Origin of the sequence: Nostoc sp. JL34 (genome assembly GCF_017114945.1) — a bacterium.
Lineage (GTDB): Bacteria > Cyanobacteriota > Cyanobacteriia > Cyanobacteriales > Nostocaceae > Nostoc.
This window is the reverse complement of the sequence record NZ_JABXKQ010000015.1, coordinates 21,710-36,371: the sequence shown is the minus strand read 5'-3', so window position 1 is coordinate 36,371 and position 14,662 is coordinate 21,710. Positions and strand designations below refer to the sequence as shown.

At 41.8% G+C, this 14,662-nt stretch carries 12 protein-coding genes and 1 pseudogene; 3 read left to right on the top strand and 10 right to left on the bottom strand.

What is annotated here, in order from left to right; genetic code table 11:
• Window positions 1-20: 20 nt before the first annotated feature.
• From HWQ44_RS02000 to petH, 3 genes and pseudogenes are all read right to left on the bottom strand, one after another.
• Window positions 21-740, bottom strand: a pseudogene (locus HWQ44_RS02000) (Uma2 family endonuclease).
• 162 nt (window positions 741-902) lie between these two features.
• The gene (locus tag HWQ44_RS01995) at window positions 903-2,189 is read right to left on the bottom strand and encodes a homoserine dehydrogenase (RefSeq protein ID WP_292714052.1); all 1,287 of its coding nucleotides are present in this window, start codon (window positions 2,187-2,189) and stop codon (window positions 903-905) included.
• A gap of 231 nt (window positions 2,190-2,420) precedes the next feature.
• Window positions 2,421-3,767, bottom strand: coding sequence for a ferredoxin--NADP reductase (gene petH, locus HWQ44_RS01990; RefSeq protein ID WP_292714185.1), 1,347 nt, complete (start codon window positions 3,765-3,767; stop codon window positions 2,421-2,423).
• A 1,413-nt stretch (window positions 3,768-5,180) separates the two neighbouring features.
• Between petH and HWQ44_RS01985 the strand changes: the two genes are divergently transcribed.
• Entirely contained in the window at window positions 5,181-6,185 is a 1,005-nt protein-coding gene (locus HWQ44_RS01985) for a phosphoribulokinase (RefSeq protein ID WP_292714050.1), read from the top strand.
• Window positions 6,186-6,448: 263 nt separating this feature from the next.
• Window positions 6,449-7,723 (top strand): methionine adenosyltransferase, encoded by a 1,275-nt coding sequence (gene metK / locus HWQ44_RS01980; RefSeq protein WP_292714048.1) that lies wholly within the window; start codon window positions 6,449-6,451, stop codon window positions 7,721-7,723.
• 122 nt (window positions 7,724-7,845) lie between these two features.
• Here the strand turns inward: metK and HWQ44_RS01975 are convergent, their stop codons facing one another.
• From HWQ44_RS01975 to HWQ44_RS01955, 5 genes are all read right to left on the bottom strand, one after another.
• Window positions 7,846-7,974 (bottom strand): hypothetical protein, encoded by a 129-nt coding sequence (locus HWQ44_RS01975; RefSeq protein ID WP_292714046.1) that lies wholly within the window; start codon window positions 7,972-7,974, stop codon window positions 7,846-7,848.
• Window positions 7,975-8,161: 187 nt separating this feature from the next.
• Window positions 8,162-9,103 carry an XDD3 family exosortase-dependent surface protein gene (locus HWQ44_RS01970; RefSeq protein ID WP_292714044.1) on the bottom strand — a complete coding sequence of 314 codons (942 nt, stop codon included), beginning with the start codon at window positions 9,101-9,103 and terminating at the stop codon, window positions 8,162-8,164.
• A gap of 742 nt (window positions 9,104-9,845) precedes the next feature.
• Complete coding sequence (locus HWQ44_RS01965) at window positions 9,846-10,748, bottom strand: glycine betaine ABC transporter substrate-binding protein (protein WP_292714042.1); 903 nt, start codon at window positions 10,746-10,748, stop codon at window positions 9,846-9,848.
• A complete protein-coding gene (locus tag HWQ44_RS01960) occupies window positions 10,748-11,380 on the bottom strand; it encodes an ABC transporter permease (RefSeq protein WP_292714040.1) in 633 nt (210 codons plus the stop codon). The genes HWQ44_RS01965 and HWQ44_RS01960 overlap by 1 nt, the downstream gene beginning before the upstream one ends.
• The gene (locus HWQ44_RS01955; RefSeq protein WP_292714182.1) at window positions 11,377-12,135 is read right to left on the bottom strand and encodes an ATP-binding cassette domain-containing protein; all 759 of its coding nucleotides are present in this window, start codon (window positions 12,133-12,135) and stop codon (window positions 11,377-11,379) included. Before HWQ44_RS01955 ends, HWQ44_RS01960 begins: the two co-directional genes overlap by 4 nt.
• A 272-nt stretch (window positions 12,136-12,407) precedes the next feature.
• Between HWQ44_RS01955 and HWQ44_RS01950 the strand changes: the two genes are divergently transcribed.
• Window positions 12,408-12,761, top strand: coding sequence for a Spx/MgsR family RNA polymerase-binding regulatory protein (locus tag HWQ44_RS01950; protein ID WP_292714038.1), 354 nt, complete (start codon window positions 12,408-12,410; stop codon window positions 12,759-12,761).
• Window positions 12,762-12,988: 227 nt separating this feature from the next.
• Here HWQ44_RS01950 and HWQ44_RS01945 read toward each other — a convergent pair whose 3' ends face one another.
• Together HWQ44_RS01945 and HWQ44_RS01940 are read right to left on the bottom strand one after the other, a co-directional pair.
• On the bottom strand, window positions 12,989-13,354 hold the full coding sequence (locus HWQ44_RS01945) for a hypothetical protein (protein WP_292714036.1): 366 nt from the start codon (window positions 13,352-13,354) through the stop codon (window positions 12,989-12,991).
• An 898-nt stretch (window positions 13,355-14,252) separates the two neighbouring features.
• Window positions 14,253-14,648, bottom strand: a complete 396-nt coding sequence (locus tag HWQ44_RS01940; RefSeq protein WP_292714034.1) for a hypothetical protein — start codon at window positions 14,646-14,648, stop codon at window positions 14,253-14,255.
• Window positions 14,649-14,662: the final 14 nt, after the last annotated feature.

Genomic DNA, 14,662 nt, shown 5'->3' with positions numbered 1-14,662 from the left:
GGTTCGATGCCTAGCGATGTCTAACGACAAGCCACTTCGTGTCTACGCAATTGGGCAGTTAAGCGATCGGCTCTTTCCTCACCAGTCAACAACAAATTACCTTGCAAATCCCACCAGCGTAGCCAAGGTAATTCCATATTCTGATATTGTCCCTGCCAAATTCCTAACTCAACCCCTAAAGGATGTATGGGATAATGTCCACGTTCATTTGCTATTAACAACTGATATTGTCCACCAATTAATTCATAAACTTCCACGCTGGCTTTATTCACTTCATAAATACCGTAGAAGGGAGGACGAATCACTTGCTCATAAATCCAAAATTTCCCCTTCCAAAGAGTTTTATCTCGCTCCTCACTACCATCCCCAGAAACAAATTCCAATGCAATCAATGGGGCAATAAACTCTCGCCATAGTACATAAGACCTGCGCGTTTGTCCATCCAGAGTAGGTGGTACATTTCCTACATAGAACCAGTCGGGAGCTTCTGCACCTTTTTCTGGGGGGTCAGTGATGCGCCACTAGATACCGCTATCTTGACCAATACAGTATTGCCCATCAGGATGACGTTTTTGCAATATCGGTTTAATCGAGTCCGTTAGGAGAATGCTTTGGGGATGTTCCTGAAAGTTTTTGCCTTCGGCACGCTCCGCGAACACGAAAGTACCATCAGACTCAGGAAGCTGCGTATGGTCGGGGAAAGGAGTGAGGGCGGTGGATGAGTCGATTGCAGAGGTCATAGGTCTAGCCTCGCGCTGGGGTGAAGTTTATTTTTTAGTTTAGCTTGCGTAGTTAACCAAGTTTTACTCACAGCTTGGTTTGTATAAAATGGAGATTGTAATCCTTTGAGGTAATTAAGAATTGGAGCAAAGCAAGTTGAGGAGCCTCACTCCCGACTAATCTCAAAGTACACGTAGTAAGCTGGGAATGCTTTCAATTGCTGACAAATCCCGAATTTCTGCCAAAGCTTGCCTAAAATTGCCTTCCCGCACATCATGGGTAACAACCACAATCTCTGCTAGTTTCCCTTGAAAGCCTGTTTGGACAATTGACTCTAAGCTAACGCCATAGTTACCAAAGCAAGTCCCCAATTTCCCGATAACTCCAGGTTGGTCATTGGTGAGAAAACGGGCGTAAAACCGAGTTATCAATTCTGCCATCGGCGCAATTTGGCAGTATTCTTGATGTGCACAAGCTAATAATGGATTTGCAACTGCTGTATTGGTTTTGAGGACAGCAACTAAATTTAAAATATCTGATGTCACAGCACTGGCGGTTGCACCAGCACCAGCACCAGGGCCGAAAAACATGACTTGCCCGACGGGTTCTCCTTCGACAAGAATGGCATTGTAAACGCCGTTGATGCTAGCCAAAGGGTGAGCTTGCGGCACTAAGGTAGGATGAACTCTGACGGAGAGCGGAGATGCGGGAGTGTCACGTTTAGCGATCGCTAACAATTTAATCACAAATCCCAATTTTTCAGCGTAGGCAATATCTGTTTTGCTGACTTGCCGAATTCCCTCAGTATAAACATCTTGTAAGTTGATGCGTCCACCGAAACCTAATGATGCGAGGATGGCAATTTTATCAGCTGCGTCTAAGCCATCGACATCAGCCGTGGGGTCAGCCTCAGCATAACCCAATCGCTGGGCATCAGCCAAAACATCATTGAAGTTGCTGCCTTCTGTTTGCATCCGTGTCAGGATGTAGTTCGTTGTACCGTTCACGATGCCTGTTATAGTGTGAATCCGGTTAACACTCAAAGACTGCTTTAGGGGTTGAATCACCGGAATACCACCACCCACAGCGGCTTCTAGCATGACGTATACGCCGGCTTGATTGGCAGTTGTGAAAATTTCTGCCCCAAAACGGGCGATCGCTGCTTTATTAGCTGTAACTACATGCTTACCATTACTTAAAGCTTTGAGAATGAGCGATCGCGCCGGCTCTAGTCCGCCCATCACCTCGACAACTATATCTACTGCTGGATCGTTGACAATAGATTCTAAATCTGTAGTTAAGACTTCCGTAGACAATTCTACTGCACGGGGTTTATCTAGCGATCGCACTCCCACCCGATAAATTTCTATCTCTTGCAACAATGGGTGACGCCCAGCGCTATCTTGCAACAACTGCACTGTTCCCGTTCCCACGGTGCCTAATCCGAGTATTCCTAGTTTCACACCCACAATTTTTGCACCTAATTTATTTTTAAGTGCTGAGTGCTGAGTGCTGAGTGCTGAGTAGTTATCAGTACTTAGTACTTGGCCACTCAGAACAGAGAACTCTTTCCTCAGCTATTTACAATATTCATAACAAAACAATTGTAGGGTGAGCATTGCCCACCCTACTATTTCATAACTTCGTCATTTGTCCTTCGTCATTTGTCCTTCGTCCTTTGTCTAAAACTAATGACTAATTTAGTAGGTTTCTACGTGCCAGCGATGAGCTTTCTTGAGTTGCTTCTGGTAATCACTCCAGGTTACGCCTTCCTTAGCAGCAGCAGTAGTTAAGGCTGCATCAATACCTTCTTCCATACCTCGCAAACCGCAGATGTAGGTGTGGGTTTTTTCATTTTTAATCAACTGCCACAATTCATCAGCATGTTCTGCTACGCGGTCTTGGATGTACATTCTACCGCCTTGAGGATTTTTTTGTTCGCGGCTGATGGCAGGTGTGAGGCGGAAGTTTTCAGGATATTTTTGTTGAATTTCTTCCAGTTCTTCCTTATATAAAAGGTTTGGAGTTGTCGGCACACCAAATATTAGCCAAGAGAATCCTTTAAATTGGTATTCTGGGTTTGCTGCTCTTTCTGCATCTTTAAACTGACGCCACAGATAAGCTCGCATCGGGGCAATACCTGTTCCGGTTGCCATCATGATCACATTAGCATCAGTGTCATCGGGTAACAACATTTCCTTACCCACAGGCCCTGTAATTTTTACATCTGCTCCTGGTTCTAGGAAACACAGGTGTGTAGAGCAAACACCATAGACTGTTTCGCTAGTTTCTGGGTGCTTGTATTCCAATTGGCGGACGCACAGTGATACTGTCTTATCATCCACATCATCGCCATGACGAGTTGAGGCGATGGAATAGAGTCTAAGTTTTTCTGGCTTGCCGTTCTTGTCTAATCCTGGGGGAATAATCCCAATACTTTGACCTTCTATATACTTCAAATCCCCGGCGGAAATGTCAAATTTGAGGTGTTGAACAATACCAATCCCACCTTCTTTGACTAGGGGTTCATTAGATACTACCTTGCCAATGAACGGAGCATTGGGACGGTAAGTGTTAACAGGAACGTCACCGTGGTCTTTTTTGGCTTTCGCTTGAGTCATGGTGTTGCCTTTCTTGTCCTTGTTCTTGAGCTGTTCTTCAGCTGGTGGTTTAGCAAAACCTTTGGTTTCACTATGAGTATTTACAGGTGTGGCTTTACCATTCCCTTCACTGTTAGCAGTTTCCCCAGATGTAGCTAACTCGCTAACTTCGCTTGTAGCATTCTCAAGTGAGGCTTTACCATTAACTGGCTCTAGAGCAGTTACAGGCTGGATGCTAACAATTGTGCCGCCTAGACGAGTGATACGTCGCATTTCTTGATTCATGCGGTTGTAAGGCACTCTGATGAACACACTGCCACTTTTCCGAATTGGGTAGTTAGTTTGATCAGTTTCTTCGCTCTGACGCAAACCCACCACTTCATAAAGGAAGATGCGGCTACCTAATTCTGTGTTGGCAGCACCCTCAACAGCACCTTGATTGTACATTCGTTCTACCACTCCGATAATTTACTTAACCGTTTTTCAAAAAAAAACTATTCCCATCCCATGCCAGCTTTAGTTTACCGGATTTTCGTTTCACAAAACTGGAGAAACAAGGAAAAACGGCATCATTAAATTAATGCCTTGCTAAGTACACTCACCAAAGACATGCAGGCATAGCAAAAAACACACCTGTTCACCTTCTAAAGTAAAGGATAAGTCTTGTGGAGAATGTTAATAATGAGTCAATTTAATCTTTTTTTAGTTTACTACCACCCCCATTAGGGAGATAGCTTTTTACCTTACTACCCAATGAGCAACTCACAATAGCAGATATTGTCGAAGGGCTGCTTTGATTGGTGGAAGCTAGCGCTGAGTTTACCTCCAAAAGCTACCGTTGTGCTTGCTTACTCCAAGGGTTGAAATTAGATAATACCAATCTCGGAAGGTTTTCTTCCGATTGGTTTTACTTTTCCAAATCTACTACTCTGGTGGAATGTTTTTAGCTATCCTCATTACCTGTCTATGGATAATTACATGACTAGGACAACTCCAGCTACAAACATAACGAAATAGAGAATCGTAATTCAAGCAACTGTAATTAGTTTCACTTGATGTGAAAAATCTGTCAACCTTTTATCAGTACTTTGCCATAACGTCAACGCTTCTATATGAGCATATTTATAAATTTACAGCCGATAATTTGACTAATGCGAGTTGTTTCCTCATTCGTTGGATAGATTTTACTTTGAATATATTAAGTATTGTCGAGCAGGAATTACAATTTAGGAAGATAGAAAATTCGCGGTAATAATAAATTATACCTTATAGTCTGGATTATATAGAGTCACAAGTAGCAGACTGATAAAGGTGCAACACTGATGGGCGGTGCTGATCCCCATTTTTAAATTAACAACTAAATTAACAAAAAAATGATTGATGAACCACGCTAATTCTTCTTGACAGTAATCTTGTATGGGATACCCCCTTCTGTTAAAATCAAATATACCACTAGGATTAAATACTTACCGGCACCAACATTCAGGCTAGTCCGACGAGTAGCAACTTAAAAGAGTAGGCAGGAGGCAAAGGGCAGGAGGCAGGAGGAAAGAAGCATGAATAAAATTTTTTTATTTCTAGGTCAAAAGCCCAGTTTAAAAATAAGAATTGTATTGAGCGAAAAGTGCCGCGAGATTCAAGGCATCTACAGCTTAAGTCTCACGCTTTTAAACGTGGGTTACTTCTGCCTCCTGCCTCCTGCCTCCTGCCTCCTGATTACTTTGTTGCCTACCCGCTTGGTGTCTTATAGATGTGCTAGGTAGCAAGAACGCAGGATAAACCAAAGGGGTAAACTCCTGGCTTCAGAATCTGCTGTGTGAAAAATTATTGACACAACTTTAGTATTTTTAGAGGAGATTTATGACAAGTAAGCCGGAACGCGTGGTACTGATTGGAGTAGCGGGAGACTCTGGGTGCGGTAAATCTACGTTTTTGCGTCGTTTGATAGATTTGTTTGGTGAAGATTTAATGACGGTCATCTGCTTAGATGATTATCACTCCTTAGATCGCAAACAGCGTAAAGAAACTGGGATAACGGCACTAGACCCCAGAGCAAACAATTTTGACCTGATGTATGAGCAAATTAAAGCGCTCAAAAGTGGTCAAGCGATTGATAAGCCGATTTACAACCACGAAACCGGCTTGATTGATCCGCCAGAGCGGATAGAGCCGAATCACATTATAGTTGTTGAAGGGCTGCATCCTTTATATGATGAGCGGGTGCGATCGCTAATCGACTTCAGTGTTTATTTTGATATTAGCGATGAAGTCAAAATTGCCTGGAAAATCCAGCGAGATATGGCTGAACGCGGTCATCGCTACGAAGATGTCTTAGCGCAAATCAATTCCCGTAAACCTGACTTTGATAAATTTATCGAACCACAAAGAGAATTTGCTGATGTGGTTCTCCAGGTATTACCCACGAACTTGATCAAAAACGACACCGAGCGTAGAGTCTTAAGGGTACGTATGCTCCAGCGGGAAGGTAAGGAAGGCTTTGATCCAACCTACCTATTTGATGAAGGTTCAACAATTAATTGGACTCCCTGTGGACGCAAGCTGACCTGTTCTTATCCTGGTATGCAACTCTACTACGGTTCAGATGTTTACTATGGTCGTTATGTCTCAGTACTAGAGGTGGATGGCCAATTTGACAACTTGGAAGAAGTCATTTATATCGAAACCCATCTCAGCAATACATCCACAAAATATCAGGGTGAATTGACTCACTTGTTACTCCAGCACCGCGAGTATCCAGGTTCCAATAATGGTACTGGTTTCTTCCAAGTGCTTACAGGTTTGAAAATGCGTGCTGCTTATGAGCGGTTGACAGCTACGGAAGCAAAGTTAGCGGTTCAGGTTTAAAGCAGCAGTGTTTGTGTCAAAGCTTGTGGGGACGCTTCCGGGTGTCCCCCTTTTTTTTGTGTTATTAAATACGTTTTCACTACAAAATAATTAGCATATATTTATCTTATTTACGGATATTTACCTTATAGTTAGCGGTTTTTATCAATATCAAGAAGATACTAACGACTGAAGTATAAATATTGTTATGATTTCATAAATTAGTAGTTGAACTAAATACTCACATTTGGTCAACGAAAAAACTCTCGATGGAGGAATTTCCTTTGTCTCGTCGATATTTATTTACCTCCGAGTCAGTCACCGAAGGTCATCCAGATAAAATCTGCGATCAGATTTCTGATACCATTCTGGATGCTCTATTGACACAAGACTCAAGCAGCCGTGTTGCCGCCGAAGTAGTAGTTAATACTGGTTTGGTGCTAATCACTGGTGAAATAACCACCAAAGCCAATGTGAATTTCGTCAATCTCGCCCGCAAAAAAATTGCCGAAATTGGCTATACCAATGCCGATAATGGCTTTTCTGCTAACAGTACCAGCGTTCTGCTGGCTTTAGACGAACAATCACCCGATATTGCCCAAGGCGTTAACACTGCCCAAGAAACCCGCGAGCAAGATAGTGATGAGCTATTCGACAAAATTGGGGCGGGCGATCAAGGTATAATGTTCGGTTTTGCCAGCAACGAAACACCAGAACTGATGCCCTTACCCATCAGTCTCGCCCACCGCATTGCTCGCCGATTGGCAGCAGTCCGCAAAACAGGTGAATTGTCATACCTGCGTCCTGACGGTAAAACCCAAGTAACTGTAGTCTACGAAGATGGACACCCTGTCGGTATTGATACTATTCTAATTTCTACCCAGCATACAGCCAGTATTGGGGAAATTACGGATGAGGCGGGTGTACAAGCCAAAATTAAACAAGACCTCTGGTCAGCAGTAGTCGAACCTGTTTTTGGCGATATTGACGTTAAGCCTAATGATCAAACACGTTTTTTAGTCAACCCCACCGGTAAATTTGTCGTTGGTGGCCCTCAGGGAGACTCTGGTTTGACAGGACGGAAAATAATCGTTGACACCTACGGTGGTTATTCACGGCATGGTGGTGGCGCTTTTTCCGGCAAAGACCCCACGAAGGTAGACCGTTCTGCTGCTTATGCGGCTCGCTATGTGGCGAAAAATATTGTCGCCGCCGGGTTGGCAGACAAAGTTGAAATCCAGCTATCTTATGCTATTGGCGTAGCGCGACCAACAAGCATTTTGGTGGATACCTTTGGCACTGGCAAAGTGGATGAAGAAACCTTGCTGGAATTAATCAACCAGCATTTTGAACTACGTCCAGCTGGGATCATCCATACCTTTAACTTACGCAACTTACCAAGTGAACGAGGCGGACGTTTTTATCAGGACGTCGCGGCTTACGGTCATTTTGGGCGAGCTGATTTAGACTTGCCTTGGGAACAGACCGATAAAGCCGAATTGTTGAAGCAAGCAGCAAATGAGTCACTTTCGGCAGCAGTTGCTCAAGCACTGACTTAGCCTGATACACTACGCCAAAAACTTAGTTTATCTATGTGGGGGTATTGGCAACTTAACAAGTTACCTATGCCCTCATTTTTTGCTAGCCACTTGAATATTGAAAAGTAAACAGATTGGTTCAACTAATGTGCAATACGCGATCGCACCTGTTCTGTATAAGCAGAGGGATTGGTTACTTCATCACTTTTTTGCTCAAAATGTGCAACTACAGTCCCGAATTCAGCGCCAGAACTGTGGTCAAATAAAACCACATTTGATAAAAAATTTGTCAATCTTAGGGTGATTTAGTATTAATCACGACGTTGACTTCTAAGTCTAATAAAAATTCTTTTTATCGAAAATATCCCATTTTTTAACTTCCCTCAGCCCAATGCTGAGGGAAGTTTTGCATCAAAAGAATTAATTGAGACTGATCTGATTTATCCTGATAATATAACTTCAAAACTTGTAACTGCGGCCCTTGCGGAGCTGGCTACCAGCCAAAGCCAAGCCGAGAATTGTAAAACCAGCGATGTTACCAGGTTCGGGAACTGATTGGGTAATTGCAGACTTATTAAACTGGAAGGCGATAGTTTGTGAACCTTTTAATTTTGTTGCATCATAGCCAGTGGCTAACAACTGCTGTGTTACAGTTCCTTGTGAAAGGAAAGAGATGCCAGTGAGGTATTTTCCAGAAAGGATGGTATTGAGATTGAATGTATTGTCTTTTCCGTTATTAGTAAAGTAGCTACTGGTCAAATCACCATAGCCCACAGTACCACCACCTTGTTTTACTTGTCCCTCATAAGAATTCTGACCGCCAGCCAAACCTCCATAAGTATTTATAGTGTAGCCTTCTTTAGTATCAGTAACTGTTTTTGCCTGAACATCACCATATACACCAAGCTGTTGTACCCCAGAAGCATTTACTGAAGAGAAGTGAATACCAAACAAATCCCCACTACTCATGGCATCGTCAAAGGACTTACCCGACATATTGAAGAACAAATCGCCATAACCAATCTGACCACCAGCAGCGCCTGCTTCTGATTGTCCTGTTAACTTCATATTGCCATTAAGAGCTACAATCACGCTGGTATCAGTTTCTTGAATAGCCATGCCGTAGATATCATAGGGATTTTCCTGTCCTGGTGCAGAGCCAACCCAGTAGTTGCCGTTCATCCCATCTTTATTTGAATCAAATGCATACTGCCAGCCACTAGCATCAGTAGAGTTTTTTCCTAACAAAAGTCCAGTAGTGTCATTCAAACACTCTAAAGATATGCTAAATGCGGTTCCTTTTAAATCGCTAGCATACGCTCCTTGAGCAGCGACACAGAAGATGCCAACAGTGGTAAGGCTAATTTTCAGGAAATTAGATAAGTAATTAGGTTTCATCATTTCTATTTTTTTAAATTCAAATTCTTCTGGACTTCTACATTTGTAATTTGAATTTTAAAAACAGAAAACAGTGATTGTTCTGAATTAATAATTTGCTGAATTTAACTCAAACTTTATCAAACTCAAATCTCAAATTATATATAAAGTAAAAATTGCTATTGATGCACCCGCTTGAAGTGGAGGTAGAATGAGACTAAAGTCAAGCATATCTATGATTCTACGATTTGCGCTCCCAAACAATTTAGAGCATTTTGAGACACTTTTGGCTTTGCATGAGCTTAATAAAACATATCTCGGCAGTATCTCGGTACAGAATATCTAAATCAGATATTATACTCATTCTTTATAAACTTGCGTTTAAGAAGTAACCCTCTCTTCCTTTATATTATTGTCAGTTCGTTTTTTAAGATTAAGTGCATCTTCATAAGGAATTGTATTATCAACAGTTTTTTCTCTACATCTTTTCTTGCTGTATGCAAGAGCGTTACAAACACGCACAAGCCACCATCGGGGAGGAACGATGCGCGGTCACACCCAATACGGTTTGGATAAGCAGCGAAGGAGGAGAGGAAGAAAGTTATTAACTAGTAATTCTTCCTCCCCTGCCTCTCTTCTCCCCCTGCCTCCCCTGCTTGCCTCAACAGATAATATTTGTTAACCGAACCATATTGCGGTCACACCTACTCTAAACATCAATTATTGAGTCAGCATCTAGGCGATCGCATCTTGCTTATCCTTGAAATTAACCTAATCCCTTCGATTTGCGGAACTCTTGAACAACATCTTTAACATCACGTAATTCTCCTTCAACTAAATAGTTTAACTGCCGCATTTCATCTGCCGAAATCTTTCCAGCTAGTTGTGCGATCGCTGTTCTTAATTCGGGATATTTTTTTAATATTTCTTGTCGGACAATTGGCACAGTTTCGTAAGGTGGAAAATAATGTTTATCATCCTTGAGTACAACTAAACCCAAGCGAGAAATCTGTCCGTCAGTGGAGTTACCTGCTACCATATCCACTTGTTTTTGAATCAAAGCGCGATATATTAAACCCAAGTCCATAATTTGCGGAGATTTGGCAAAACGTAAATCGTAAGTTTTCGCTAATCCGGGAAAACCATCTTCTCGTTCTAAAAATTCGTAACCAAAACCGCCACGCCACTGCGGTGTATATTGAGTAGCTTGAGAGAGAGTTTCAATGTTGTAGCGTCTGGCATCTTCACCCCGAACAATCATCGCAAAAGTATTTTCAAAACCTAGGCTTGGCATCACTTCTAGATTGAATTGCTGGGAGTATGCTTGTTTTAACTTCTCATAAACTTCTTTAGGATCGTTAACTGCTTTTTGCTTTAAAATTGCAGTAAAAGCTGTGCCTGTGTACTCAATATAGGCATCAATTTTACCAGCAGTAATAGCACTATGACAAACAAAAGAACCACCTAAACGGGGACGACGAGCTACTTTTAAATTAGTTGTCGCTTCAATTTGCTGTGCTAATAGTTCACCTAAAATATCTTGTTCGGTAAAATCTTTGGAAGCGACAATAATATTACCACCGTTATTACTATTTAAATTCGGCGTACAGCCAACAATTACCAATAATAAGGCAAAACTTAAAAAGCAAAGCGTGAAAAATCTTTTCATTAACTTTTAATTTTTAATTTATTCTCCATCCAGCCAATTGCAAAGTCAGCTAATAATGCAATTACCGCCGCTGGAACTGCACCAGCTAAAATTAACTGATCGTTCACTACTGATATACCGCGAAAAATAAATACTCCCAAACCACCAGCCCCAATTGCGGCGGCAATAGTTGCAATACCTATGGCGATTACCGTTGCGACTCGCACACCTGCCAAAATTACTCCCATTGCCAAGGGAATCTCAACTTGTAATAACAATTGTCTATCTGTCATCCCCATGCCTCTTCCAGCTTCTCGAATTGCTGGATCGACATTAGTAATACCTGTGTAAGTGTTACGAATTATCGGCAGCAAAGAATATACAGTCAAGGCAACAATTGCTGGTACTGCGCCAATTCCGCCAATTATGGGAACAGGAATGAGTAGGCCAAACAGCGCCAAACTAGGAATAGTTTGAAAAATATTTGCTATGCCGAGAATTGGTTGGCGGAGATAGGTTTTACGTGTAATCAAAATACCTAATGGAATGCCTACAAGGATGGCAATTCCGATAGCGATGCCTACTAAAAATAGATGTTCTAGAGTATGCTGAAGAATTTCTGGGGCATACTTAACCAAGAAGAAATTTTTCATAAAGTATCTTGCAGGGAACGCAGACATTGTAGAAAAGCGAGGCTTTCTGGATGTTGCGATCGCATAAATTCATCTGTCGTCCCCAATACTACCAATTCTCCGCCATACATTAAACCAATTCTCGATGCCAAAACTAAGGCTTCTTGAATATCGTGGGTGACGAAAACAACAGTTTTACCTAATTCTTGCTGCAAATGCCGAAACTCTTGTTGCAGTTCTAGCCGCGTAATTGGATCGAGTGCGCCAAAGGGTTCATCCATCAATAATACTGGCGGATCTGCTGCTAAGGCCCTGGCTACACCGACTCTTTGCCTTTGTCCTCCCGAAAGTTCGTGCGGGTAACGTCCGGCGAATTGTGCTGGTTCTAAGCCGACTAATTGCAACAATTCATAAACCCGCATTTTAATTTGTTTCGGTTGCCAACCTTCTAAAGAAGGAACTAAACCCACATTGCGTTCAACTGTAAAATGGGGAAATAAACCAATTTCTTGAATGACGTAACCAATTTTTCGTCGCAGTTTAATTTCATCCCATTGAGTTGTGGGAATACCATCAAATAAAACTTCGCCTTGTGTAGGTGTAAATAGGCGATTAATTAATTTCATTGTGGTGGTTTTGCCGCTACCACTGCGCCCAAGTAATACCAGTGCTTCTCCTTGACGGATGGTGAAGTTGAGATTTGACACCAATGGGCGATGGTTACGGCTAAAAGTGACATCGCGGAATTCGACGGCAGTTTGGTTATTTTGCGGCATGAGTGGCTTTTGGTGGACGCTAGCTATTGTATTATGTGCTGATTTTGCTAGCGTGCTAACGCCCAATTTGCCAGACAAGTTGCTCAAGCCTTTTGTTTTAAGCTCCTCTATGCAGTGTTAGCACTTTCATTTGATGTTTGTTCTGCAAAATTTTTCAAGCGACTCGACCTGATTTTGCAGATGCTCCCGCTATTGCGGACACCACCCGCCAAGGAGCATTGCAGAAGTTACACCAGCTATGTCATATATGGAGATTGTTGCTTAATTGTTTTATGTCTATTCAAGTCTATGGAATTCCCAATTGCAGCACTTGCAAAAAAGCTTTGACGTGGCTCCAACACAACAACATTGACTATGAGTTTATCAACACCAAAGATACTCCGCCGACCCGTGAGATAATTCAAAACTGGGTAAAGTCTTTGGGTTTTGCTCCCATGCGAAATACCTCTGGCCAATCCTACCGCGCTTTAGAAGATCAAAAGAAGATTTGGACTGATGAACAATGGATTGACGCATTCACTCACGACGCAATGCTTCTCAAACGTCCACTTTTCGTCAAAGATGGAACAGCTGTGCTGGTTGGCTTTAAAGATGAGGCAGTAGTTCAAGAAAAATTAGGACTTTAGTCAGAGAGTAACGCGATTTGGTGAGTTCGGGGTTAAATTATCAATTACATTGCTGCACTAAGCCGAAAGACAGAAGGCATGATTGAAGAGGGTTTTAGCCTAGTTAATTTTCTTCATATAGTTCAGTTTTCCCCATTTTCAATCATTTTACTTATCTCGAATAACTCTGCCTACATTAGGATTTACGCATAAAGATTCTCTGGGGGAATTGGGTGTAAAGTTCACTATTAACGCTGCCAATCATACATTAATCGTCCATGACGATCGCGCACAAGTTCCCATTCTCCATGACGATATCCCTGTCCGTGATAATCTATAGAGCGATAGCGTCGTCTATAATAATGTCGTCGATTCCGCTGGCGTTGATAATAATATTTTCCAGTCCGTTGTCGTCTATGATAACGTCGTCGAGTCCGTCGGTGAGCTAACAAAAACTTTTCACTTTGCTCTCCAACTAATTTTGTCTGTGCGTCAATACTCTGTTCATTGAGAACATTGTTGAGAGTATTATCCTTAGCTTCAGCCAAGGTAGGTGGATAAATGAAGGCTAATAACAGGAGCGCAATTGAGGATAGCTTTTTTAAACGGTTCACGTCTTTGCTTTCCTAAACTATAGGTAATTATTTTATTTAATACTTAAGTTGAACAATTATATAGTTCATAATTCACAAACCTGAGTAATGCAAAAGTAATAAAAGTACTTATATTAAATGTGAAAAAGTTCGAGATTAGCAACTTTAGTAGAAGCAGTAATTTATCAAGGTCACTCATTTATATCAAGTGAACTTCAGGTTAATTAGTAGTGTCTTGTGCCTACTGCTTTTATTTTTGTCACTTTAAAACAACAAAACTTGACTTGTTTTCGCAGGTTCAACTTTTGCATTTAGCTGTTGCAGGACTATTGTCTTAGTTATGCAGTAAAATTACTGCTCAGTCAATGAATGGGCGTGATGAGAATGCATCCAAGAATATTTGTGCAGTTGAAGCGATGTTATAGCGTTTCCCGATCTAGCGAAGTACACGTGTAGGGGCACGGCAGTGCCCATTGGTATCAACTTAACGTGAAACCGCACGTCCGCCAGGGATTGTAAATCCCTGTCTCATAACTAAAGTCCTCTGAAGAGGACTAAATAGCGCGAAAATTTTCAGTCTACTTCAGTAGACTTGAGCAATTAGTCAGGGAATTATATTCCCTGGCGGGTGAACAACACCCAATCAGTATGCTATTTCTAGCTTAAGTTGACACCAATAGGCAGTGCCGTGCCCCTACAACTCGCGATATAATTTTGTACCGCATCTGAATGGGAACCGCTATATACAGGCACGGCTTGCAATTGCTGTTTGAGCCTAAAATCCCCCGAATTTAGCGAATCGCATTCGGGGGAGTATGTCAATATTGAAGATGCTCATGTCAAACTTAAGCATCTTTATCGGTTTTTTGAAACTGATGCAGATAACTCTAATGCAACATTTTAGGCTTGCCGCGCCACACTATGCAGTTTTACTATTTTCATCTAATACTTGTTCTGCAACATTTTTCAAGCGGCTTGACCTGATTTTACGGATGCGATCGCTATAGCGAACACCACCCGCCATCTCATATTCGCGGCTGTCTTTGCCGTACTTGATTGCAACCACCATCAGCATCTTTTCAGAAAGCTGACTCAAGTTTTTTTCCATCTCTTCAATTTCAGTTTTAGAAGAGTCAACTACAGACAGAGCAGTATTATAAACATCAATTTTGTTGCGTAACTGGTCGATTGACTCAACTAATTTTTCTAGACTATAATCTTCATCAAATTTGACGCTTGGAACAATTGATTTCAGTCCGGCGGATCTTAACTGAGCTTTTTCTAAAATGCGGGATGTGCGTTTTTTACGAGACATAAAATTACTCCTTT